The following is a 24064-nucleotide window of genomic DNA, read 5'->3' as shown; positions in this document are numbered from 1 at the left end:
TTCGTGAGTCTGCCCATAGGGAAACACCCCGGCAACCCTCTCCCTGAGATGGGAAGGTTGCCGGGGTGTTTTGGGTTCTCCTTACCGATTCGCCACGGTCAATGGACCGGGCTGGAAGGGGATCTTTTTTTACCAGAGATTAATGTGTCTCTTCATCCAGAAACGGTTTGTTCACCGCATAATACATAAAGCCCATCAGCAGCACACCACCCACCAGATTACCCAAGGTCACGGGAACCAGGTTGTGAAGCACACCTTCAAATGAGATGGTCCCCGGGTGATTCAGCACAAGTGCAATGGCAAACGTACACATATTGGCGATACTGTGCTCATATCCCGAGATGAAGAAGCAGAACACAAAGAGCATCATGGCGAACATTTTGGCTCCATTCTCCTTCATGAACATCGGGACAAAGAACGCCATACATACGAGCCAGTTACACAAGATTCCCCGGAAAAAGAGCTGCATGGTCGGAACTTCCATCTTGTGCTCCACCACGCTTAACAGAAACCCATTCACCTGAGACGAGTCGAACAATCCGGTCAGGTAAATTAACAGGGCAAACACGGCTGCGCCCATCAGGTTACCGCTATAACTCGCTATCCACAGCTTGATCACTTCGAACCAGCGCAGTTTCTTGCGCAGCGCCGCATACGTGTAATAGAACGTATTGCCCGTGAACAGGTCACCCCCACCGTAGGCGATCAGGATGATGGCCGCGCCAAACGTAATGGCTGCCATCGGATAGGTGAACGGGGACTGCTCCATATAAAAGAAGTTACCTGTCTTAAACGCCACGATGACGCCGAATCCGATAAACATACTGGCCAGCATGGAGCGAGCAAGGTACCTGATTAAGCTTTGTTTGTAAATCTTGTGTTTCTTCAGAGCCAGTTGTTCCACGTTGCGTAAAGCTTCCGTTTCCATAATTCTCCTCCAATAGCTAAGTTGAATGATTGCATTAACTTACAAATCTCACCAAGTTCCTTTTATTATAACGATTTTTGAGATGGTAACACGCTTTTTTAGAAAAAGAATATCCTTTAACCAGTTTAAGTTATTTTGGAAGAATACATATAATATGGGCTTATATTATTTGCACTATTTGATTAATTATTTGTACATTTTTCTCGTATCAAAATCATGAAATTTATATAAAACAACGTATTTCGATGTTACGTGAATTCAGTGTGGATTCCTTCTGTATAAGCTCCTTTGATCTGGCATTTTTACTAGTTATTTTGTTCAGAAATTGTTCAGAAAATATTGATAAGCTATGTGCCGAAAACGAGTTTTGTTGGGAGGAACAAATATGAATCAGGATTGGAAGAAAGTGTTGCTGACTTCAATTGTAGTAGGCATGCTGTGGGGGACTCAATTAGTTAACGCAGCTGAGCAAACCGGAGGATCAGCTGACGCTGTATCGTCGGTTTTTACAGATCAGACTGATATTCGTTCTACCTCTCTACAGGCGGTAAAAGAAGCAGTAGAGAAAGGATTGATTTCGGGTTATCCAGATGGATCATTTCACCCAAGTCAGCCTTTGACTCGGAGAGAGATGGCCGTGTTACTGGCCAAAGCATCACAATTAGAGATTGATATGACTTCCAACACTGGACTTAAATATTCAGATTGGGCGACTCCTTATATTGAAGCAATTCGTCAAGAGGGATGGATGACCGGAGATGCAACAGGCAATTTCCGTGCTAACGATCCGATTCGTCGGGAAGAGCTTGCTTCCATTTTGGTAAGAGTGACAGGAACACAAGGAGCAAAAGGAGGCCAACAACAGACGCTTGCAGATGAATCCACGGTGAGTGACTGGGCTAAAGAACAGGTACATACTGCTTTGAAATTGGGGTTGTTGGATTCAAATGAGGGGAAATTTGAATCCAAGGCTCTGGTGGAACGGCAAGATATAGCAAAGGTTCTCGTAGATGTTTTTCAGACGGGTGAGCGAACAGCTTCTTTGACTGCATTGGATGGAGATGTTGCCTATATGGATGGACGTCCTTTTGTGATCAGTCAGGAATTGCAAAGAATTTTGAATGACGAGAACAAAGAAGCATTGCAGAACGCAGTAATTACTTATGATGCACATACACGTAACCTGTCTGCCTTATCGGAAATCCAGATTAATCAAGCAGGCACACTTCAAAATTACGTGACATTGAATTTGGTCGGTACCTCCTATCCAGGTGTGGTTACAGTCTCTTCAAATCACGTTGCTCTGAAAGCCGATACCTTGTCCAAGGTTATATTAAAACCAGGCGTAAGTGCTATAACGATTGATGGAGATATCGATGCGATAACCGTAGATACGACTGACAAAGTCACTGTTCTTGGAAATGGGACGTGGAAGGAAGTTGTGTTGAAAGATGTGAAATCCATTATTCAATTACCAGCAAGTGTGAAGACGAATACAGTTATTCTTCCAAAGGGCGGCGTAACCTCACAGATCATTCGCAGTACACCGCCACTGACCGCACCATCCAGCATTACAGGGGCAAGCAACTTCAATTCTGGTACAGGATCTTCAACACCAGCTCCTACACCAACTCCCACGCCGACACCAACTCCAGAACCGGAGCCGCCAGTTATTGTACCTCCATCTCCCGAGAATCAGCTACCTGTTGTTCAGTCTAGCATGTCTGACATGATGGTATATCTTGGAGAGGGCATGCAAGAGATTGATCTCGGTGCTGTATTTACTGATGCGGATGAGGATGAGTTGAGCTATGAGATTACGGAGATCGATCCTAACATCGCTTCTGTGGATATTCAGGGTTCAAAATTAAAAATTGTGGGTCTTGCTATAGGCCAAACAATGGTTACGGTGAAAGCTACAGATGGAAAAGGAGGAAGCGTATCGGCTTCATTCATTTATTTGGTCAAACCGTTCTTTATTCCACCGCCACTTCCACCTTTACCGCCAATCCCGCCCATCATCATTCCACAACCACCAATCAACCATGCTCCCGAAGTGGTAAAAACACTGCCAACTGTTGGAGTTGAATTGGGTACCTTGAGTAAGACGGTTGATTTGGCTGATGTGTTCACAGATATGGATGGCGACATTCTAACGTATACGGCGCAATCTTCTGATCCTGCTGTGGTAGAAGTGAGGGTCCAAGGAGATATATTGACTTTAGACATCAAGAACATCACTGGTTCAGCAACCGTTACCGTTAAGGCTACTGATCCCGCTGGTAAAGATATTGAGACAACATTTACGGTTAAGGTGGAGGACCCGGATACAGGAAAGGGCCTGTTTATTTCTGAGGTGGTCTGGGGAGAAGGCACTACTCAGGCAATCGAACTGTATAATCCAACGTCCAAACCAATTGAACTCAGTCAGTTTGAAATTAAACGTAGTGATATAGACGATCCGATTACGTTTGCTTCTGGAACTTTCATTGCACCTTATAAAACAATGGTCATTGCCGATGACTCCACAGATTTCCCGATCAATGAGGACGAAATCTATTATGTGTCTTTTAATTTTGATCAACCTCAAGACATTACTTTGATACTCTATCAGATTAACGATGGCGAACCTATGGATATAGCCATCTTGAAGCCTGCGCAATCTTTAACAAGGACGTCAGGCAATGTTCATGGTGATGCAAATTATGACGGGGCACGATGGATCCAACAAGGAGAGAACTATTACAACGGTCTGGGTAACTACACATCCCCTCCTTCCAATCCTTGATTTTTTGAAATATTCCAGAACATGAAGGAGAACCGCTATGCCAAAAATAAGGAAGACCGTTCAGCTAGCTTTGATTGCGTTGCTTCTATCCAACACTGTACCCGTATCTGCACAACAGGATATGTCAGCGGCACAGACTGTGTCTGTGTCTGGCATATCCTCAGCACATAATAACAATAATGAGTTAAACGATGTTATGGATAGGGCCGTATCCATGGGATTCATCAAGGGAGACCCAGATGGGAATGTTCGTGCAGCTGACCCAATCACCCGTCAGGAACTGGCAGTTGTTCTTGCTCAAGCTCTGGGTCTCACACTGGACAAGTCAGTCTCAGCATCTTTTACGGATGTGAAATCTACTAGTTGGTCAGCACCTTCGATTCAGGCGGTCAAGAAGGCGGGGATTTTACAAGGAGATGCAACAGGGCGTTTCCGTCCACAGGCCCAGATCACTGGACAGGAACTGGTGACAGTTCTGGTAAGAGCCACGGCTTTGGCTAAACAAGAAGTTCAGGGAGATTCTCTTCCCTCAGATTGGAAAGAAGCGAGTACATGGGCTGCTCCATATATTCGAACTGCTGAGAAGGCTGAAATTCTAAGCGAATATCAGGGACCGAATAAAGTTAAACAAGGGCTTGTTCGGGGTGAAGCCATAGGCATGTTGTTGTCGGCCCTATTCCCGGAAAACCGCTTGTCTGTCATTCAGTCAATCGAAGGAAAGCAGATTCAGATCAACGGTGTTGTCTATCAGATCTCTGAACAAGTGGCAGGCCTTCTGAATCATCGCAATAAGGCTGTACTGGTTCAGGCTGGAATACGGTTTAAGAGTCAAAATCATACACTCACCGAGATCAACGGGTTGGAAATTAGAACGGGGGGGCAGGATGCGGCCCCAGGAAAAGCTGAATTTAGCGGAAATCTGCTATTGGAGGGTGGAGACGCCGTAATTCATGGGGATCTAACGACGAAGGCAGACTTTGTTTCAGTGGAAGGACTTACAGTCGAGGGCAAGCTGACGATTGCCCCCGAGGTCAAACATGATTTTTATGGCAAAAATATCAGTGTGAAACAGTCTGTCTTCGTTTATGGTGGTGACAGTAATACGGTTGTATTTGACAATTCCACTCTCAATAATGTGGATGTAGATAAAAGCGATGTACATGTGGCACTAACAGGGGATACCCGTACTCAAGAAGTCAACATTAGATCAGACAGTATGCTTGATATCGGGAAAACAGCTAATCTCCCGTTATTAAATATTCTCGTAGGTACAAGCAAAGTGGAGCTACAAGGAGCCGTTGATACAGTCCATGTGAATACATCCAAGTCCCTGCAACTTAACGGCAACGTCACTTTACAGCAGCTCAATGTGGATGGGACCGGCGCTGTCAACTTTAATGCAGCAGGTACCGTTCAGCAGCTTCAAGTAAATAACCCCTCCGCTCAGATCAATGTGTCGGGTAATGTAAAAGTTTCAGATATTTCTTTGGCAGCGGGAGTGCCATCTTCCGCTGTAAGTGGAAATACCGGAACCGTATCTTCAAATACGGTATCTGCTTCGTCAGGGGGAACGAATGGGAGTGGGTCAGGGAGCGAAACGTCTCCTGTTGTTGCCAATCGTGCTCCTGAACTGCTGAAACCATTCGAAAGTCGCAGGTTTACAGCGAATGGACAAGAAGCAACGTTAAACTTAAACAACTATGTGACTGATCCGGATGGTGATGTGGTAGCTTATACGATCAGTTCATCCAAATCTTCAGTTGCAAAGGTTATCCTTAATGGCTCGCAATTAGATATTGTTCCTTTGGAGCATGGCATGGCTACCATAACGGTGACTTCCAATGATGGTCGAGGTAAGAGGCTTAGGTCTACATTCGATGTTCATGTGAATGCGCCTCCTCTTGCATCGCCGATTCCTGATCAGGAGTTGATAGCAGAGTCAGGTAACAAGGATGTGGATCTCATGGTCTATGTCATGGATGATGAGAAATATGAATCGGAGTTGCTATACAGTGTAACGAACAGTGCCCCGGAAATCGTGGGAACAGAAATCTTGAAATCAAACTATGCTGAATCCGTATTGAGGTTAACGCCTAAAAAGGCGGGGGAAGTTGTTCTTAAAATTAAGGTGGATGACGGGCAAATTGCAGATGATGGCAGTACGGGGATTACTGAACTCGATATGAAAGTTGTTGTTCTGCCACCACTCAATCGTGCGCCTGTCGGCGAAGCTCCATCGAAAATAGAGGTATACCTGGGGGAAGACATCCCTGTAGTAAAGTTGAACGAGGGTTATACTGATCCAGACGGTGATCCTTTGACGTATACAGCGACTTCATCCAATCCAGACGGGGTAACAGTAGAGGAAAATGAGGGTGAACTGAAGTTAACATCACTTCAAAATGGGACGTATACGATATCATACACAGTGAATGACGGTAACGGAGGAATCACTACAGATTTCTTTGAAATCGATATTCTACTCGTTCCAAATCATAACCCGGTAGGAAATTCACCAGAATGGGTTGAAGCATACCTGGGTTTCCTCACAGATCCTATCCCCTCGGTTGACATGAATGATTATTATACAGATCCGGATGGTGACCCACTGACATTCAGTGCATACTCCTCTAATCCTGATGCCTTAATCGTTGAGGAGGAAGCGGGTGTATTAAGCTTTACTGCTCTAGAATTTGGAGAATACATCATTTATTATTCAGTAGAGGATGGAAAAGGTGGTTTCATTTCAACCGCATTTCAGATAAGGGTTAATCCTAAGCCTAATGCTGCTCCGGTGCTTATTCAGAATCTGCCTGCTCAAACGTTGTTTGTAGGCAAGGAAGATGCAGTCATTGATCTTTCGGAATATTTTAATGATCCCGATGGGGACGCATTAACGTTTCAAACACCACTTGATTTCAATAATCTCCTGATCGCAGCGGTGAATATTCAAGAAAACAAGCTGATTATTCATCCAAGACAGGCTGGTAAATTCCAAGCTAACATCAAAGCAAAAGATATGTATGGAAAAGAAGCGACAGCCTATATTGATATTGAGGTTCTTGAATCTGGGAACATCAATTCAATTCCGGATCAAACGGTAACATGGCCTTGGTCAACTCTGAATCTTGACCTGGCATCGTACCTGCTGAATTTTGATTCAGCTACGTTAACAGTGGATGCTTCCTCAGCAGATCCCAATATTGCGACGGTCTCTACCAATAGTTCACAGATAGCTGTTGCTCCAGTTGCTGCAGGAAATACGACAGTGACGTTAACGGTATATGATCAGAAAGGGCGTAGCGAACAAGCATCCTTTGGCGTGACTATACAAGGAGAGCCTGCAGGCCCTAACTTGGCCCCTGAGGTAGTGAGTAGCATTTACGAACAAGTATTGACACCTAATGTAACGAATGAGCGCACGTATGATCTGAGTCAACTATTCAGTGACCCCGATGGAGATGCGATGCAATTCACGATAAGCAACAGCTCAAATGAAGCGGTGAATGCAAGCATTAATGGTGACCAGATCATACTAAAACCGGGAACAGGGAATGTCGTTGCTCCTTTAACGATAACAGCAAAGGATGGGAAAGGTGGACAGGTAGATTACACCTTCAATGTTCGTACTGCTTCTCTGGTTAACGGTGGGGTTATGCAGATCAATACGAAGTCAGGTGTCATAGATCCTCTGACTTTTGCAACGTCCAATTGGTTCCCTGGGCAGACGAGTTTTAAAGTATATAGTGGTACGCCAGATTCGACGTTTACAGGACCGGATACGATTAATTCTTCCCAGATCCCTTTGAGTGTATCTCCGTTATTATTCTGGATCATAGGGGATGACGGTAGGGCCGTGGTCGTTCAGGTAAACTCGAAAAATCAGGGCACCTCAGAGTTATTCTTCTCTCAGTATGCAGATGCAGGGAATGGACGCAGTGTTGTTCAACTTTATTACACAGGTGACGGTGATCCGTCGCATAAAGCAACCGGGTATCAGTTGGAAGTTCATCAGTGGATGAAAAAGACATCCACAATGAAAGTGACAACCAAAAACATATTAGATGTTACTTCAGGGTTACCTTATTTAAACATCAATTATACTTTTTACGACTTTTTCGATATAACGTCAGCTTGGTACTACAATGATGAGTTGGAATTGTATAATCCGGATGAGTATAACGTCGTTGCTTTGATTCTCAAAAAGGATGGACGAATTGTGGATGTGTTAGGTGATCCAACTTCACATGATCAATTCATGCCTGCTGGCGGGACGTTTATCCGAAAACGCGGGATATATACGGGTTCACAACAGTTCTCATTAACCGGTGAATGGAATGAGTTCCCTCAAGGAACTTTACAGTACGTGGGTACACATACACCGTAGACTTGTATTTGCTACAATGGCGTTTAGTTTAACAGTTGGTACGTCTCAACAACGAAATAAAATCCTCCATGCTCTGAAAGAGAGTATGGAGGATTTTTTTATTTAACCGGATATGGATACATACAGGATTTGAGAATCTCAATCTTCTGTTCCTCTGTTCGTTCGTGCGGCGCCAATTCTTCTCTATAAGAACGCTCCAACTTGGCGCATATGAAACGCTCTGCATGTTCGTTCGGACGAGAGTGGAGTTCTTTGGCGTACTCCCCAAATGCGCTGACATCCCGTACCTTTTCCAACACACTGTTCAGTAGCGGGCTGCCTGCATAGAGCAACGAAGCTGTCTCTTCAGATTCAAACTTGAGAAAAAGAAGAGCCTTCTGGATGGCCTGTATCTCACCTTGAGTAAGGTAAACAGCCTTTGTAGCATGCTCTCCTGATGTTCCTGGTGAAAATGGTTCATGGTCCTGATTCATAGATCATCACTTCCTGATATGGAATGCAGTTCTCGCTTGGCGGAAGCGCCGAAATGCGGATGAGATTGGAGTGATTCCAGCGCAAGGATAGTCCTAGGGATATGTTTGTGGGCAGTAAGAATAGCAAAAGCTGCACCTTGAAGTAAAATGTAGGCATCTCCTAACAATACATCCTGGGCCAACGTGATCTCGGCTTCGGTAGCAGGCAACAAAGATAGAGTCTGTAACGCATAAATTTGTACATCCTCATCTTCTTCCGAGTCACGAATGAGCTGTGCGGCAGCATGACGAATCTCATCCAAAAGTGGGGAAGACCCGGCCATGCCCAAAGCTCGCCATGCAACGATGCGGATGAGATCTTCTTCCTGTGAATCCATGCCAATCGCGAGAACTTGCTGAGTAAGTTCGCTATCGGTCAGTTCAATCAGGTCACGAAGTGCCTGTAGTTTTTCTTCACCGCTGATAACATTAAAATCTGGGTGTTCATCGTGGTTATGATTGATATCAGACATGGCTATCATTCACCTCCTGAATAATATGAAGATTGGGGCGGAAGGATGATCGGACGAGCAGCCAACGCTTCCTCCACAATCTGTTCAGGCGTCAGGTCTCGATCATCCCAGAAAATCAGATTACTGATCTCTGCGTAAGGCACCTGCTGTTGTAGCTCCGTTAACATGTCATCCAACTCGGCTTCCGTTCCCTCGGCATCCATCAGTTTGCGAACCAATTCTACCAAATGCGATCGATTGTCCATATGTAGGTACACCTCCTGAATGATTTATAGCGTGAACCAACTAGTCTTTCATGGGTTGATTCAATGGATCATAGGTAATGATCACCGGTAAAAATTTGGGCTCAAGTATCAGACTAATGAGTTGTTCGTCTTGATCAGTATAAGAGATGATATAGTTTCCGAAATGAGACTCGTAGATGAAACCTTGGAATTGAAAGGAATATTCGGGATACTTTATTTTCACATATAACGTAGTGACTCCTCGGGATAAGGTTTCTTTTAACATAGGAATTTGGGCCAAAAACATAATAGCAACAAGAACAATTAGTATACGTTTCGCGAGACGGGTCAGATGGATTCACCCCATTATCGTAAATCAATTTTCAATAATTTATGAAGGTCCATCTCAAAATAGATGTCACTCCATAAGTATAGCCAGATTACCAAACTGATTGCCTTTTTCCATGCGTTCGAATGCTTCCGCTACGTCTTGCAACGGATATACACTATCGATCACAGGATGTATGTCATGTTGCTCCACCCATTGCAGCATCTGGACAAACTCCTCGCGGCTACCCATAGAGGTGCCGATCAGACTGATCTGCGGGAAGAAGATAGAGCGAATGGGTAAGGTCAGATCATCCCCCGAGCTTGCACCATACATCACGATACGCCCACCTGGTCTGATTATATCAAAATATTTGGGGAACATGGCTTGTCCGATGCTATCCAGGATCATGTCCACAGGTTCTAAATCGCTCTGCAAGCTCCAATCTCCATGACTATCCAATGTATGGGTAGCACCCAAGCGCAGTGCCTCATTTCTTTTGGCTTCACTTCGGGAGGTAACAGTCACCTTGGCACCAGCGGCTACGGCCATGAGCAGGGCAGAGGTCGCTACACCACCACCAATACCGGGAATGAGCACATGTTCACCTTGCTTTAATACACCGCGAGTAAACAAGGCGCGATAGGCCGTCAGCGTTGAAAGGGACAGCACGCCTGCTTCCTCCCAGGATAGGTAGGCTGGCTTAGGTAAGGCATTTTCAGCAGGTAACGTTATATATTGAGCCAGCGTTCCATCTGTAGGACCACCAACAATATTGGGCACGATGGGCACGTTATTCGCAAATTCCCAACCGAGCGTAGGATGGATAATGACTTCATCGCCTATTGCGAACCCTCTCACTCCTTCGCCAATCTCAACAATGATACCTGCACCATCGGAACTGGGAATGAGCGGGGTGTCCTTACTGGTGCGTCCTGCCATGATAAAGAGATCACGATGATTAATTCCAGCGGATTTCAGTTGGATCTGCACTTCCCCGACTTCTGGTACCCGAGAGGTTGACTCTGTATATTGAAGACCTGCAAGACCTTTCTGGCCTGAATGTACGATAGCTTTCATGTTAACTATTCCTCCTGTCTATATAGCCAGATATAACTACTGAGCCTCATTGTACAGACGGAGCAGATTCACGTAAAATGGACAAAAATGATTGTCAGTATCAATGAAAATAATAGATAGCATTTTGCATGAATCGGATGGTGCAGAATGTCGATATAACGACGAGCAGGTGATCAAGGTATGGATGCAGGTGATTTGAAAATATTTCAGGCGGTTGCCCGCGAAGGTAGTATCAGTAAAGCTGCACTCGCACTTAATTATGTACAATCCAATGTAACCACACGAATCAAACAGTTGGAGACACAGCTACAAGTACCGCTGTTTCATCGTTCCAATCGGGGAATGTCTCTTACACCAACGGGAGAGAATCTGCTTGTGTATGCGGATAGAATATTGGAATTATTATATGAAGCAGAGCAGGCCACACAAGCGGGTAACCCGCCGTCCGGCATACTTCGTCTGGGTGCCATTGAGACAGCGGCTTCCACTTTCCTCACGCCGCTCCTGGCTGAATACAGTTCATGTTACCCGGAGGTACACCATGCGCTTGTCACGGGTGGGACCCATGAGCTGAACCAGAAAGTCATTCAACATGAATTACATGGCGCTTTAATATATGGCCCAATTGATCATCCTGAGCTGAACTATATGAAGATGTATGACGAGGAATTGGTGTTGATCGCCGAACCTGGCGTGCATGAAATGCACGCGTTATTGTCCGTATCTCATCTCTAAGCGTTATGGAATATGGAACACTGGACACGATTCTGAATGGGGTATCTGCCGGGCTCGGGATATCATTGCTGCCACGGTCTTCAGTTACCAAAGCAGTATTAAGAGGAGAGATTACGGTGATGTCTTTGCCAGATCCCTATTGCCGGTTGGAAGTAGGATTTGTGTATGCCCGTGGTGAACATATATCTAGTGCGCTAAGCGCTTTGGTACAGATCATTACAGAACCGGAATTATAAAAGGGTATTCAGAAGTTCGCTTTAGAACACACACTATAAAAGGAGTGAATGACTTTGGAAGATACTACGTTAACATTGGCTGATGCATTTAATCAGGCAACCTTTATTATTGGTGGTCATGGCAGCCGCAGAGTCAAGGTGCTTCAGAACGTACTGGAGCAGATCGATGGGGAGACCTTCAGTGATCACTACGGCAACGGCCCCATCATCGAAGAATTTCAGCAACAGATGGCGGACGTTCTCGGCAAGGAATCGGCTGTGTTTTTCCCAAGTGGAACGATGGCACAGCAGATTGCATTACGGATCTGGTGTGACCGCAAAGGGATAAAGCGAGTAGCTTATCATCCTCTATGCCATCTTGAGATCCATGAGGAAGACGGATTGAAAGAGTTACATCAGATTGAATCGATTTTGCTGGCAGACAAGGAGCGGTTGATTCGTTTGGAAGATGTACAAGCGCTTGATCAGGACATTGCCTGTCTGCTGTTGGAACTGCCACAACGCGAGATTGGCGGGCAATTGCCGGCATATGAAGAACTGGAAGCAATCTCGGCTTATTGCCGTGAGCGCGGAATTAAGCTGCATCTGGACGGGGCACGCCTGTTTGAGATTACTCCCTATTATCAGAAGACACCTGCGGAGATTTGCAGTCTGTTTGATACGGTGTATGTGTCCTTTTACAAAGGAATCGGAGGCATTGCGGGTGCAATATTGGCGGGTGATGCGGATGTGATGCAGGAATCGAAAGTATGGAAACGTAGGCACGGCGGTGATCTGATCGGCCTGTATCCGTATATTCTGAGTTCTCAGTATTACTTTAATGAACGGATTGGCAAAATGGAGCTTTATTACGAGCAGGCTCAAGAACTCGCCTCCCTCTTGAATGCCTGTCATGGGATACATACCTTGCCAGAGGTGCCAGTATCGAATATGTTCCATGTGCACTTCGCGCTCTCTGCTGACGAAGTTGAACCCATTCTTGTGCAAATGGCTCAACAGTATGGCATAGGCATGACCGCATATCTGAACAAGACGAGTGGGAACAGCTGTGCCTTTGAATTGTCTACGGGTGATCGGTATGAGAAACTTCCCCAGGATAAGCTGCGTGCAGCACTGGAATGGCTGGATCAAGCGTTGCGTAAACAGGTGGGATAAAGTTGATTTTAATGCTCGACATGTTTGTATGATAAAGTTGTAAGTAAGAATTGATCTAAAATATACAACGGCTGATCAGTGGTGGAGGTCCTGATTCAGCCGTTATTTGCGTGATCCAATTGCCGAGCGAAATTTAACCTCATCTTTGATACAAAAAAAGTATTAGTGAGGCTACATGTTCTCCTGAATGTATTTACGATAAAGGGCAGGTGTAATCTCCTCGAACTTTTTGAATATTTTGATAAAATATCCCGATTCATTAAATCCCAGCTCATCACTGATCTGTGAGACGGGCATGTCCGTGACCTCCAGCAATTGCTTGGCCCACTTAATTTTGAGTTTTGCCAGGTAGGTTGTGAAGTTTTCACCCGTTTCTTTGGCAAACAGTCTGCTGAAATAACTCGGACTCAGGTGGCATAGATCGGCCATTTGTTTGAGTGAAACTTGTTCGCTTTTGTGACTGTGAATGTATTCAAAAGCAGGCTGAAGCACGGGGCTGGTGCTTTCTGCATCACTTGGACTGTTCTTGAGATAAGCATCCGCAATCGCATTGGTCATCTCTTTTTTGATCGACTCGATATTACGTATGGAGTATCCCGGCAGGATGGTGGAGAGGTTCAGCGACTCCTGGTTACCTGAAGCTTTCTCGAACATTTCAACTAACAGATTTTTGTTGAGTGCTTCTTCCACAATGTAGTTACAGAGCAGGGATAACATGTTGGAGATCTTCACAATCTCTTCATAGGTCATCACAGGCAGCTGGGCGTAATCGTCTTTTAATTCCTCCAGCTTGGCAGCATGCATGGGTACGTTTTTGGACGTGACAATCTGCTCCAGATCGCTACCCTTTTCCGGGTCGGCAAGTTTCACTTGTCCTGCCATCACGGCACCGATATATTTGCCATCAATCGTGATCGGAATTGCGATATCAATGATATTGAAATGGCATAGATACACATAAGGCTCATTTAACCGAACCGCTTCCAGACCGCCGCGGGAATCACATTTTTGGCAGTAGGGGAGCAGCTCGGGGTCTTTGCGTACATTCTGGCAGAAGGCCTGACAGCTGCTGTGACTGGTTATGGGAATGCCTTTATAATCCACGGTGAGGATCGCCAGTTTCGTTACTGTGGCAAGTGAATCTTGTAGACGCTTCCATTTATTAAGGTCGAGTATTTTATTGATATGCAGATATTCTTTAATCATAAGATGAAACCTCCTTAGCTAACCTGATTCATAATTTAGGCCGTTAAAAGTTAGCAAGTTGTACATATTAAGATGTAATGATGACGGGTAATGTATGATGGGAGGTCAAAATTCAACCATCTCATGACAATAACATACCATGATTGCGCCAAAAAGCAAAAAATTACGATTGTAAATTATAATAATTTGTTATCAAAGTCCACTGTAAACCTGCTAGCTATGCGTTATATTAAGGTCAATTGCAAGAGATTAAAATTTAATGTATTCACTACACCATTCCATATCCTTAGGAGGCATATATTAATATGAGAAAAGCATTTATCAGCCCAACCAAATATGTACAAGGCGAAGATGAGTTGTTGAACCTGGGGTACTTTGTTAAATCTTTCGGAGAATCTGCCTTGCTGATTGCACACCCGGATGATGTACAACGTGTCAAAGCAAAGCTTGATGCAACAGCTGAGAAATTTAATATTACGTTTGTTGAAAGCGGTTTTAAAGGGGAATGTTCCCGTGAGGAAGTTGCTCGTCTGCAAGCGATCGCGAAGGAAAAAGGATGTGACTCTACGATCGGTCTTGGTGGCGGTAAAGCCATTGATGCGGCCAAATGTGTAGCTGAAGGCGAAGCATTGATCATCTGCCCAACGATTGCGGCAACAGACGCACCGACAAGTCACTCCGCTGTATTGTACACACCGGAAGGTTCTTTTGATGACTATGCTTACTTCAAACAAAGCCCAAGTGTGGTACTCGTTGATACAACGGTGATTGCCAATGCACCAACACGTTTCCTCGTATCCGGTATGGGAGATGCGCTCTCTACATACTTCGAAGCAAGAGCAACAGCAAAATCTTATTCCCGTGTAAACGCAAGTCTGCCAATGGGTTCCCGCGAAGGATATACGCCATCCGCAGTAGGTACCAATGCGGCACTTGCCCTGGCAAAACTGTGTTATGAAATGCTGCTGACTGACGGAGCAAAAGCAAAAGTGGCGAGTGACAGCAACGTTGTGACGCAAGCGCTGGAAAATATCGTTGAAACGAACATTCTGTTGTCTGGTCTTGGATTCGAAAGTGGCGGTCTGGCCGCAGCACATGCAATTCACAACGGTTTGACTGTTCTGGAAGGCACACATCACTTCTTCCATGGAGAAAAAGTATCCTTCGGTACGATTGCACAACTCGTGCTTGAAAATGCACCAGCCGAAGAGCTCCATGAAGTCATGGACTTCTGTCTCGAAGTGGGACTACCAATCAGCTTGGCGGATATCGGTGTAGACACGATTAGTCAGGAAGAGCTGTTGAAAGTGGCAGAGATCGCTTGTATTCCGGAAGAATCCATTCACGCGATGCCATTCCCAATCACCGTTCCTGAAGTGGCTGCTGCCATTGCAGCGGCTGACCGCATGGGACGTGAGTACAAAGCAGCACGCCGGGAGGCAAAATAATGAAGAAAATTATGAACCAAGCTGAACATGTTGTTATGGAAATGTGCAACGGGATTGCGCTTGCACACCCGGAGCTTGAATTTCTGAAAAAATATAAAGTCATCAAACGCAGAGAGATTCAGGCTGATAAAGTCAGCCTGATCAGTGGTGGCGGTAGCGGACATGAACCGGCTCACGCAGGTTATGTGGGTAAAGGGATGCTGGATGCAGCGGTGTGTGGAGATGTATTCGCATCTCCTTCCCAAATCCAGGTGTACCAAGCGATCAAGGCAACAGCCAGCAACAAAGGCACACTCCTGATCATCAAGAATTACAGCGGCGACATGATGAACTTCAAGAATGCAGCGCATCTGGCAGAAGAAGATGGCATTGACGTACAGTATGTACGTGTTGAGGATGACATCGCTGTACAAGACAGCTTGTATACGGTAGGACGTCGCGGCGTTGCGGGAACTGTACTGGTTCACAAGATTGCCGGAGCAGCAGCCGAAGAAGGTCGCAGTCTGGCAGATGTGAAATCTGTTGCTGAGAAAGCAGCTCAGAATGTTCGCAGTATTGGATTTGGATTCACATCCTGTACGGTACCAGCCAAAGGCACGCCTACCTTCGAAATTGCTGAAGATGAGATGGAATTCGGCGTAGGGATCCATGGTGAGCCAGGGATTCGTCGGGAGAAATTGGTATCAGCAGATGAATTGGCAGGCCGCATGGTCGAAGCGTTGCTCGCAGACATGAAGCTGGACAATGATGCTTCTGCTGAGATTGCGGTGCTTGTGAATGGTTTTGGTGCAACGCCACTGCAAGAACTGTACCTGCTCAACAACTCGGTTCAGCGTGAGCTATCACAGCGTTCAGGCCTCAATGTCGCTACTACATTTGTAGGCAACTACATGACAAGTATCGATATGGCGGGTGCATCGGTTACGATCCTGAAACTGGATGATGAACTAAAAACGCTGTTGTTCAAGGAAAGTGATACTCCTGCATTCAAAGTATCTGGCCCTCCAGCAGCACAAGTGGCATATTCCGAAGCGCTGGAAGCTATTGTGGGTGAAGACGCTCCCGTATCTTACGAAGTGGAGACGGATGCATCCGCTGCGGTAATCGAAGGCAATCAATTTTCATTGGACAATGTCGTCTATCTGATCGATAAAATGGGTGAGATCATCATCAAGAACGAGGTACCGTTCTGTGAACTGGACTCCCATGCTGGGGATGGCGACTTCGGTATGAGTGTGGCAAAAGGCTTCCGCCAATTGAAACGCGAATGGAATCACATCATTAACGAACATAAAAAAGACATCGGATCGTTCCTGGATGCATGTTCCTTGGTCATCATGGAATATTGCGGCGGCGCATCCGGCCCGATCTGGGGTTCGGCTTTCCGTGCGGCTGGCAAAGCTGTAGGGGATAAACAGCAATTAAATGTTGCTGAATTCGCTGAAATGATGCATGCAGCCGTGCAAGGGATTCAATCCACAGGAGAGCGTTCCTTCGGACGTGGTGCCGTTGTAGGAGACAAGACCTTGATCGATGCACTCGTTCCGTGTGCCGATTCCTGGACACAAAGTGCGGAGTCTGGCGACGACTTCAAAACCGCATTTGCCAAAGGTGCGGCGGCAGCCGTTGAAGGTGCGAAGAAAACCGAAGATATCGTGGCACGTATGGGCCGCGCAGGTACCGTCGGTGATCGCAGTCTGGGCTACCCTGATGCTGGCGCTTATGCACTGGGTGTTATTTTCACAGAGCTGTCCGAGTCGATGAAATAAAGTTGTCGGGAAACTGCGTAACAGTAAAATTATAGAGTGTTTTCTCTACAAAGTGCAGTATCACTATGTGATACTGCACTTTGTGTATTTGATTTGTTTATTTGAGATACACAATGACTTACTGAAGACAGCGGATCTTATTATTCAAGTTATGGAACCTAATTCTGAACAAACAATTGTCAACTTAAATACACTTATTGAAAAATTCTATAATAAACTCTATCTGGAAATTACAGGTGATAATTCATATACTTATAGGAGTATGGAGTCTGCACAAGCGATCGGATTTTCTCACATCCTTATCTGGCGGAAGAAGTTTAGAATGCATAAAAGGAGCGCTTGGATGTAGGCTATAGTGAAAAATTTAATGTTCTGCCTGCAAGCCCTTGTAGTGGAGGGGGAGGGGTTCTATAACGATTCAAGTAGCTCCATGGAAGTTATGTTTGTGAAAAATAATACGGAGGTAGAAGTTATGAGTGATATAAAACTGCCAATGATAAGACCTTCTGTACATGGCTACCTATGTAATGCCTATCCACTCTCAATTGTAATGCAGCATAAACAATCTGAAGCTTGGTTTTATAGTAATTATATTCAATTAATTTGTGCTGGGAACTTTCCAGAAGGGAAATTCTTTTCGTTTTATACATCTAACTTGCCTTGGTATGATTTCTTTATGAGTTGTCCCCTCATTACCTATCAAAAGATCAATCAACGCTTCTTGGAAAAATATATGGGGGGGATCATCAGCTTTATTTGTGATTCTATTGATCAAAATCAATATATTCATCTGTATGTGGATGAAAGTTATATTGCCCATAAAAAGGCGTATAAAAAATATGCTTTGCCACATGAAATGTTAATTTTCGGTTATAACAAAGAGACACTAAAATTTTATGTATCAGGCTATAATTCAGATGTTATATTCGGAGAATATGAGGTAGGCTTTGAAGAGTTTCTAGTTGCTTTTAACAATTGTGATAAAACAAAAAATAGAGAATATGTATGTTTATTATCTTATAACCCAGAGCATAATTATCACTTTGATCTAAAATTAATTATTAGATCTTTGAAGGAGCTTAGATTCAGTCTCAATTCATCTTATCATTATCGTTCCATGAGCACTCCTTCTAATTGGATCTTTGGATTATCCATCTATGATCATATTGTTCAATATTTAAGTAATCAAGTTAGTACTTTAAGGGAAAAGATTGATATACGAATCTTTCATACCATGTGGGAGCATAAGCGTGTGATGTTGGATAGATTAGATTATTTGAAAGAACATCATTATTTGGACGATGCTGACGAGCTTATAAAAATATATTCTGAAATTGAATCGGATTCAAAAATTTTAAGAAATTTGGCTATAATATATAACAAAAATGAGAACGCCACCAGTATAACTTCTATCATTGAAAAACTGAAAAAAATCAAAAGTATAGAAGAGAATGCATTAAGCGACTTCATTTCAAAGTTGGAAAGTGTGGAGATCGATGAAAAGCTCCTGAGTCATTATTATCTATAATGTATACAGAGATGTGGTAGGAGTTATAGGGATCTGTGAAGGGTGTTTAGTACCGCCAAAAGCCTTTAAAAAGTTGTCTACAACTAAAGGGGGGAGTCAGAGAAAGCGGACTTGGCTCCCCTTCGCATCAACTAATCAGCCTCCAAATTCCTTCCGAATGTCCTGTTCTCTGTACGCTTGAGTCATCAATACATAACCATGTTTAATAAATCGAGTGCTATTGGCTTGATAATGTAAAATAGTGTAAGCTTGAGAGCGGATATAAGGATTTTCATGAAGCGTAATGCTACATGTCAAACGGCAGCAGGAGTGGTATTCTATATGAACGAGAAGGGATCTGGATGATTCAATGACTCAAAAAATCTATTATGACTCTGCTTATACCAGAGAGTGGCATACAACAATTACAGGCCAAATGGACAAGGAAGACGGCGTGTATATCACGCTGGCGGAGACTGCTTTTTACCCGCATGGAGGTGGACAACCTTGTGATCTGGGGCAAATTGGCGGCATTGCTGTTCTGGATGTGAACATCGAAGACGGAGAGGTGTGGCATAAGCTGGAACGTACCCCTGAACAGAGCGAGGTACATTGCAAGCTGGATTGGGAGCGAAGATTCGATCATATGCAGCAGCATACGGGACAACATTTGTTATCGGCAATGACGTTGAAAATGGCTGAAGCGATGACGCTCAGTTTCCATCTCGGTACGGAGTATGACACGATTGATGTGGCTGCGGCTGAACTGGGAGCGGATCAATTAACCGCCATTGAACAAGAAGTGAATCGCCAGATCTATCGTAACGCTCGCATCAACACTTCCTGGGTTACAGCAGAAGAGGCTGCCCAATTGCCACTGGTGAAGCAACCTACGGTAACGGAAGACATTCGCATCGTCGAGATCGAGGGTGTGGAGTATAATGCTTGCGGCGGAACCCATGTGTCGGCGACAGGCGAGATCGGCATCATCAAACTGTTGAAAACCGAAAAAGTGAAGGGCGGCACCCGCATTTATTTCAAATGTGGGACAAGGGCGCTAAATGAATTCACAGCTACACAAAATGTGCTTAATAGCATCATGGTTAAATTAAAGACCAGCAAGGACGAATTATTGGAGCGCATTGAGAAAATGGAGCTGGAGCAAAAACAGCTGCAAACCGAGCTGAATGCAGTGAAAACAACGAACGATGCCTATTATGCGGAGGAACTTCTTGCCGCTCGGCAAGGGCTGGTGATCGCTCAGGTCTTTGAAGACAAATCGCTCAAGGATATGCAAAGCCTGGCTACCAAGCTGACGGCAGAGCATGAAGGCCTTGTACTCTTTGCCAGTATCTCAGAGGCCAAAGTTGTTCTGGCACAGAACGGACAGCCGCCTGAATGGGCTTGTGGACCTTTCTTCAAAGGCAATCTTGGAGCCTACCAGGGTAAAGGTGGAGGCAGTGAAAAAATGGCTCAGGCCGGCTTTGCCAGCAGTGAAGATGCACTCGCCTTTTACGAATTTACCAAGGACCAGTTGGGACATCACTGATCTGGATTTTGCAGATACGAATACGAGACAGGTAGCATTGAAATATGAGTTGGACAAGCACGTCACATTGTGGCGTGTTTTCCATGGATATCGAGGGATATGGGTTCATGAGTTGAAGGAGGTGGAAAAATGACAGAACGAATTCCGTGTATACGGGAAGGGTGTACAAATACCATTTTGCCAGCAACGGCTGCCAGAACAGGTGGGTATTGCATGCCTTGCAAGCAGGAGATGGAGCGCGAGGAGCGCCAGAGATACATTGAAGCGAGTCGACGTGACGTGAACTTGTATGCAGGTATCACAGACCCGGTCGAAATCTTAAAAATCATGCATGAACCTCAGGTTCGCGATCCACTAATTCGTTATGTACCCTATGATCAATCCAAGGAACAGGTGTATCTGTCTCTGTCTGCAGAGCAACAAGATCAGATGAAGGATTACGCGATGCAACGGATTCGTACAGGTGATGAAGATGCCGGCAAAGATATCCTGATATACCTCGTTTGCTACCATGATATATCGTTGACTACCGAAATTCCTGAGCTGCTGGAACAGGAGATCTATTATCCTGCGATTTTGGTTAAAAGTGCCTCGCCTGAAGTTCGAGATCGTCTGTTGCAGCAGGTGAACACCGATGATGACAATCGGAACCACATATTGCTCATGCTGGCTCATATCGGGGATGATCTTGTCGTGCAGCAGTTCTGGCATTGGAGACAGTCTCCGCCATCCTGGGCGAGCAAATTATACGTGGCACCTGAGCATTACACCACGGAAGCGGGTTGGGAGCTTACGAAAGACGGGCAGCGCAGAGAATTATTCACCACCCCAAGTTATTCACTCTATAAAGTAAAAGAGAGTGAAACAACTAACGTGGCAATAACCAGAGATTCACTCTCGATGCTGACTCCGAGCACTCATTGTTGTCCATGGTGTGGTAGTGCGTTAACAACCTTAATTAATCTGGATGTTAAGCATCCGGCACTGCGGGACGTGTCTTGGCATGCCGAGCGACTTCAGATCCAGACTTGCGTGATATGCAGCAGTTATGGTGTAGTTTATATGGAGATGGATGCAGCAGGGGAACCACACTGGAGTTCATATAACGTCATGCCTGTGGGAATGGACGAGATTGACCCGGACGACTATGGTAAACTTGCGCCGGATGCTGGCCGGCAGTTTCGGATTGCGAATACATCGCGTCATGCATTCCATGCCAGTGAGTGGGCGATGGAGCCATCGTTATCTCAGGTCGGCGGTCATCCAGGATGGGTTCAGGATGCCGAGTATCCAACATGTCCTTGCTGTTCCGCGAGAATGAAGGCTGTCGCACAACTGGATTGGGGCGAGGTAGAGGAGTATGGTGAGGGCATGTATTACATGTTCATATGTGAGCCGTGTCAGATGACAGCTGTATCCTACCAGCAATCTTGATGGTAAAAAGCTATGGTTATAAGCCATTATAAGCGGTAAGTTTATTCGTAAAATTACAGAGCTGTTCAGGCTGGAATGCCAGTCGTAGACAGATAATAACAAAGGGGCCTCCCGTAAGTTCTTGAACTTCATGGGAGGTCCCTTTGTTTGCCTTGTGCAGGATGGATGGCGGCTATCTGCTGCTACATCCGTCTACAAATCCGCAGAGGCCTGCTTTAACAAACCAGCCAACCATTCATAATCGGGTGTATCTTTTTCCTTGAGCTTGATCGTTTTGCGATCTTCCGGGCCTTCGAATATCCCATCGGGTAGATCAAGTCCGTTTGCATGAAAGATCGTGAAGGATACGGCTTGTTTGGATGGAGAGATGACCGCAGCGTACTTTCCGTTTTTCAAAAAATGAGGTTTTTTGTATTGCACACGTTCCTGCACGTCTGGGATGGTATCATGCACCATTTGTCGCAATTGTTCAGCGATTTGTATTTGCCAGGGGATCTGAATCTGTTCAATAAACGCAGTGACTTCTGCATTCTTGGTCATGCTTGTTCACCCTCCGTATGGATCTGATTGTGTGTTTCCCATTCTGGTCTCAGGATTCCCATCATTAAGCGGTCGTAACGTTTGCCATCACGATATACAGATGAGCGTGCCCGACCTTCCAACTGAAAACCAGCCTTCTCGTAGGAGCGGATTGCTTTGGCATTGTAGGCGATGACATCGAGACCCACCCGGTCCAGATTCATTTCATGAAACGCATATCGTAACATAAGATTCAACGCTTCCGTGCCATATCCCTTGTTGCGATGTTTGGCAAGTCCGATGCCAATGGCAAGCTGTCCGCAGCGGTTATTCCATTCAATGCTGTGAATGACGACAAAACCAATCAACGTATCCTCGTCATGCGTGCGAAGTCTGAAGTACACTTCCTTGTTCTTCGTTTCGCCTTCATCTTCCAGCTGTCTTTCTGAATAGGGAATGGCAAGATCAGTATCCACATTCCGAAGGTACTCCGGGTCTTCGTTCCATTGCAGCATCGTCTGCACGTCCTCAGGACGTGGTGGCGTCATTTTCAATCGTTTGCTATAAAACAGGTTGTCCGTAGTTAGTGTCATAGAGTTCTCCTTTAAAATAAGTTAAGCTTGCTTCACCATAGTTCCACGTTTAACTCTATGTATATTTCGCAATAGACCTCGCTTCTTTGGCACCTGATAGCCTCATCATACTGGAAATTATAGGTGGATCACAATAGGACATTTCAGTGCATATAAGCAACCTCTTGTCACAAAACCTAACATGGTAGTAGTATGGAATAATCAATATACATTCAGTGATAGAACCAATAAAAATGTCAGCAGGAGTGATACGTTTTGGAGATCAAAGTGGACGATTTGAGTGGAGTACAAGTGAAGGCATTAATCGCGGAGCACTTGCAAGGGATGGCAGCGGATTCGCCTCCGGAGAGTATTCATGCGTTGAATCTGGATGGACTCAAGAAGCCTGAAATTACATTCTGGTGTGCATGGGAAGGGGACGACTTGCTCGGTTGCGGGGCGATCAAAGAACTTAATTCGGAACATGCCGAATTGAAGTCGATGCGTACCGCTTCGGCTCATCTGAGAAAAGGCGTAGCGAGAAAAATTTTGGCCCATATTATGGACGTTGCTGTAGAACGTGGTTATAAGCGAATCAGTCTGGAGACGGGCTCAATGGACTCATTTATTCCGGCACGGAAGTTGTATGAAGATTTCGGATTCGAATATTGCGAACCATTCGCGGATTATATATTGGACCCGAATAGCGCATTTATGACAAAAACAATCTAAATGGATTCGCATGAGAAACCAGAATTCTGTTTTTACAGGACGCTGGTTTTTTATTTTGCAACATATCGTACATTTTAAAAGTGGGAAAAAGAGTAGAATAAACGCAATAATACAGCATGAAAGTAACTTGGCTTTGTCACGAAGAATGTAGAGGGAGTCGTGCATGATATATTGGTGGTTTGATCAGATGAATCCGCTGTTTGCCGTCTTGGTGTTATGTCCTATAATTGCTGTGGTGCTTGGAGTAGGCAGTTATTTTGACAAATGGTTTAGACTCTGGGTAGCGCTGGTTATTTCTTTTATGCAGCCTTTGTTGTATATCGCGAGTGATCTTTCGACATTGGGTAGTAACATAGGCGCTTGGTTTATCTATGGGGCAGGGTATAGTTTGATCAGCTGGATTGTATACAGATTGCTTCATGCCATTGTGGGGTATAAAACATAGGTTATGTCTCTATACCCTTGGGATGAATTGGCCATAA

At 45.0% G+C, this 24064-nt stretch carries 20 protein-coding genes; 12 read left to right on the top strand and 8 right to left on the bottom strand.

The window, feature by feature from the left end; all coding sequences use genetic code 11:
• Positions 1-139: 139 nt before the first annotated feature.
• Entirely contained in the window at positions 140-928 is a 789-nt protein-coding gene (locus ACE3K2_RS06605; protein WP_017690511.1) for a formate/nitrite transporter family protein, read from the bottom strand.
• 385 nt (positions 929-1313) lie between these two features.
• On the opposite strand from ACE3K2_RS06605, the gene ACE3K2_RS06600 reads away from it, so the two are divergent.
• Both ACE3K2_RS06600 and ACE3K2_RS06595 read left to right on the top strand, forming a co-directional pair.
• Positions 1314-3716 carry an S-layer homology domain-containing protein gene (locus tag ACE3K2_RS06600; RefSeq protein ID WP_421888231.1) on the top strand — a complete coding sequence of 801 codons (2403 nt, stop codon included), beginning with the start codon at positions 1314-1316 and terminating at the stop codon, positions 3714-3716.
• 37 nt (positions 3717-3753) lie between these two features.
• Positions 3754-8103, top strand: a complete 4350-nt coding sequence (locus ACE3K2_RS06595) for an Ig-like domain-containing protein (protein WP_421888229.1) — start codon at positions 3754-3756, stop codon at positions 8101-8103.
• A gap of 98 nt (positions 8104-8201) precedes the next feature.
• On the opposite strand, the gene ACE3K2_RS06590 is transcribed toward ACE3K2_RS06595, so the two are convergent.
• From ACE3K2_RS06590 to ACE3K2_RS06575, 4 genes are all read right to left on the bottom strand, one after another.
• On the bottom strand, positions 8202-8576 hold the full coding sequence (locus ACE3K2_RS06590; protein ID WP_421888227.1) for a hypothetical protein: 375 nt from the start codon (positions 8574-8576) through the stop codon (positions 8202-8204).
• Positions 8573-9088, bottom strand: a complete 516-nt coding sequence (locus ACE3K2_RS06585; RefSeq protein ID WP_421888224.1) for a hypothetical protein — start codon at positions 9086-9088, stop codon at positions 8573-8575. The genes ACE3K2_RS06590 and ACE3K2_RS06585 overlap by 4 nt, the downstream gene beginning before the upstream one ends.
• A 5-nt stretch (positions 9089-9093) precedes the next feature.
• On the bottom strand, positions 9094-9333 hold the full coding sequence (locus ACE3K2_RS06580; RefSeq protein ID WP_421888221.1) for a bacteriocin immunity protein: 240 nt from the start codon (positions 9331-9333) through the stop codon (positions 9094-9096).
• Between the two features lie 397 nt (positions 9334-9730).
• Positions 9731-10720 carry a quinone oxidoreductase family protein gene (locus tag ACE3K2_RS06575; protein WP_421888218.1) on the bottom strand — a complete coding sequence of 330 codons (990 nt, stop codon included), beginning with the start codon at positions 10718-10720 and terminating at the stop codon, positions 9731-9733.
• Between the two features lie 180 nt (positions 10721-10900).
• On the opposite strand from ACE3K2_RS06575, the gene ACE3K2_RS06570 reads away from it, so the two are divergent.
• The 3 genes from ACE3K2_RS06570 to ACE3K2_RS06560 are packed head-to-tail and all read left to right on the top strand — an operon-like array spanning position 10901 to position 12846.
• Entirely contained in the window at positions 10901-11455 is a 555-nt protein-coding gene (locus ACE3K2_RS06570) for a LysR family transcriptional regulator (protein WP_421888215.1), read from the top strand.
• A 5-nt stretch (positions 11456-11460) separates the two neighbouring features.
• Positions 11461-11691 (top strand): LysR substrate-binding domain-containing protein, encoded by a 231-nt coding sequence (locus tag ACE3K2_RS06565; protein ID WP_421888213.1) that lies wholly within the window; start codon positions 11461-11463, stop codon positions 11689-11691.
• A 54-nt stretch (positions 11692-11745) separates the two neighbouring features.
• Entirely contained in the window at positions 11746-12846 is a 1101-nt protein-coding gene (locus tag ACE3K2_RS06560) for a threonine aldolase family protein (protein WP_421888210.1), read from the top strand.
• 171 nt (positions 12847-13017) lie between these two features.
• Here the strand turns inward: ACE3K2_RS06560 and ACE3K2_RS06555 are convergent, their stop codons facing one another.
• A complete protein-coding gene (locus ACE3K2_RS06555; RefSeq protein WP_421888207.1) occupies positions 13018-14052 on the bottom strand; it encodes a PocR ligand-binding domain-containing protein in 1035 nt (344 codons plus the stop codon).
• 305 nt (positions 14053-14357) lie between these two features.
• Here ACE3K2_RS06555 and ACE3K2_RS06550 point away from each other — a divergent pair, with 305 nt between their 5' ends.
• The 5 genes from ACE3K2_RS06550 (at position 14358) to ACE3K2_RS06530 (ending at position 21759) form a co-directional block, all read left to right on the top strand.
• Positions 14358-15500: a glycerol dehydrogenase gene (locus tag ACE3K2_RS06550; protein ID WP_421888204.1), complete on the top strand. Its 1143-nt coding sequence runs from the start codon at positions 14358-14360 to the stop codon at positions 15498-15500.
• On the top strand, positions 15500-17269 hold the full coding sequence (gene dhaK / locus ACE3K2_RS06545) for a dihydroxyacetone kinase subunit DhaK (protein WP_421888201.1): 1770 nt from the start codon (positions 15500-15502) through the stop codon (positions 17267-17269). The genes ACE3K2_RS06550 and dhaK overlap by 1 nt, the downstream gene beginning before the upstream one ends.
• A 472-nt stretch (positions 17270-17741) precedes the next feature.
• Positions 17742-18797 (top strand): hypothetical protein, encoded by a 1056-nt coding sequence (locus ACE3K2_RS06540; RefSeq protein WP_421888197.1) that lies wholly within the window; start codon positions 17742-17744, stop codon positions 18795-18797.
• 349 nt (positions 18798-19146) lie between these two features.
• Entirely contained in the window at positions 19147-20325 is a 1179-nt protein-coding gene (locus ACE3K2_RS06535) for an alanyl-tRNA editing protein (RefSeq protein WP_421888194.1), read from the top strand.
• A gap of 129 nt (positions 20326-20454) precedes the next feature.
• Entirely contained in the window at positions 20455-21759 is a 1305-nt protein-coding gene (locus ACE3K2_RS06530; protein WP_421888191.1) for a DUF1963 domain-containing protein, read from the top strand.
• A 192-nt stretch (positions 21760-21951) separates the two neighbouring features.
• Here ACE3K2_RS06530 and ACE3K2_RS06525 read toward each other — a convergent pair whose 3' ends face one another.
• Positions 21952-22299 (bottom strand): DUF1801 domain-containing protein, encoded by a 348-nt coding sequence (locus ACE3K2_RS06525; protein ID WP_421888188.1) that lies wholly within the window; start codon positions 22297-22299, stop codon positions 21952-21954.
• The gene (locus ACE3K2_RS06520) at positions 22296-22871 is read right to left on the bottom strand and encodes a GNAT family N-acetyltransferase (RefSeq protein WP_421888185.1); all 576 of its coding nucleotides are present in this window, start codon (positions 22869-22871) and stop codon (positions 22296-22298) included. The genes ACE3K2_RS06525 and ACE3K2_RS06520 overlap by 4 nt, the downstream gene beginning before the upstream one ends.
• Before the next feature lie 255 nt (positions 22872-23126).
• On the opposite strand from ACE3K2_RS06520, the gene ACE3K2_RS06515 reads away from it, so the two are divergent.
• Both ACE3K2_RS06515 and ACE3K2_RS06510 read left to right on the top strand, forming a co-directional pair.
• Positions 23127-23582: a GNAT family N-acetyltransferase gene (locus ACE3K2_RS06515; protein ID WP_421888182.1), complete on the top strand. Its 456-nt coding sequence runs from the start codon at positions 23127-23129 to the stop codon at positions 23580-23582.
• Positions 23583-23745: 163 nt separating this feature from the next.
• On the top strand, positions 23746-24027 hold the full coding sequence (locus ACE3K2_RS06510; RefSeq protein WP_421888179.1) for a hypothetical protein: 282 nt from the start codon (positions 23746-23748) through the stop codon (positions 24025-24027).
• Positions 24028-24064 lie beyond the last annotated feature (37 nt).

The sequence above is a fragment of the Paenibacillus sp. genome (assembly GCF_048976745.1).
Classification (GTDB): Bacteria; Bacillota; Bacilli; order Paenibacillales; family Paenibacillaceae; genus Paenibacillus.
The sequence above is the reverse complement of the archived record's forward strand: the minus strand, read 5'-3'. Positions and strand labels throughout refer to the sequence as shown.